At 61.6% G+C, this 1,088-nt stretch carries 2 protein-coding genes; both read right to left on the bottom strand.

The genetic code is table 11. From position 1 onward, the window contains the following. Positions 1–342: 342 nt before the first annotated feature. Entirely contained in the window at positions 343–753 is a 411-nt protein-coding gene (locus tag MKK52_RS07080; RefSeq protein WP_243953121.1) for a DUF4214 domain-containing protein, read from the bottom strand. 75 nt (positions 754–828) lie between these two features. Beyond that, complete coding sequence (locus MKK52_RS27230) at positions 829–951, bottom strand: DUF4214 domain-containing protein (RefSeq protein ID WP_409564629.1); 123 nt, start codon at positions 949–951, stop codon at positions 829–831. Positions 952–1,088 lie beyond the last annotated feature (137 nt).

Here is a 1,088-nt window from a genome sequence, read left to right as displayed (position 1 = left end):
CAGGTCGGCGGCCTGCGTACCTCGAAGGCCAAGCCGTTTTGGGCCGGGTTTCAGGTAACTGCCAGTCAATTAGTTCGCATCACGATGCAGCATGGGCCGTGCCGTAAGTAGGCCCTTGTCCTCTCGTGGGACATGCCGGCTCGATCCAATGGCCTCTTGCAACTGCCGGATCGGGCCGGCAGCTATCGCAGCGATCAGACCGGCTCAGCATCTGGCCCCTCTTGCCCGCAGGTAAATCCCCACGTCCCGAACCGCCATTGTGGTCGGGTGGCCGTTGCGCCATCAAACGAACCAGCAAGAGAGCCCCAGCCGCCTGAGCGATCCGAGGCTCACTTTCAGCTCTCAAGCGAGGTGCCAGCCCTGTTCAATCTGAGCTAAGTGCAGGTTCTGAGCCTCAGCCGACTGCGACAGGGACACCGCAAGGTCTGCCCGCGACACACCATGGTCGAGTTGATCGGTCCAGTAGCTCAAGCCGTTGGCTTCAGCGTGGCGGCCGAGGGCGTTGACGTAGAGCGCGTCGACGTAGGCGCTGTTGGAAAGCTTGCCGTAGGTCGCTTGGTTCTCCGGCGAGTTCAGGAAGCCCTGCGCGATGCTGGCCGCTGTTCCGCCGTGGTCGAGCTGGTCCGTGTAGTACGCCAGACCACCTGCGTCCGGCGCCCGGCCGAGCATGGTGTAGTACACCCGGGCCACCTGAGCCGCCTGCGAGTCGGGCACGAACAAGCCGGCATTGAGGGTCGGTTGCAGGCTAGCCAAGTGCTCTGGCGAGAATACGAAGTGTTGCGCGACATCGACGCGGGTGACGCCGTGGGCGAGTTCGTCCAGGTGGTACTATAGACCGCTCACATCGGCGGCACGGTGCAGGGTGTTCTGGTAGAGTTGCTGAACGAAGGCGGTGTTATCGACGGCACCAAAGCGAGCTTGACCCTCTGGAGAGGCAAGAAAGTTCGCCAATGAAATGCCTTTTCAAAGATCGCCGTCGCGCCAGACGATATTTCCGGCTTTGCTCTGGGAGGCAGAAAAAGCCTCGCCGCGTGGCGGGTCATGCAGGCGAAATGTTCGCCGCACTCATCTTTTGCGCAATGGATATT

Origin of the sequence: Methylobacterium sp. J-067, assembly GCF_022829465.1 — a bacterium.
In the GTDB taxonomy this organism is placed as follows: domain Bacteria; phylum Pseudomonadota; class Alphaproteobacteria; order Rhizobiales; family Beijerinckiaceae; genus Methylobacterium; species Methylobacterium litchii.
This window is presented reverse-complemented; position numbering and strand designations above follow the sequence as displayed.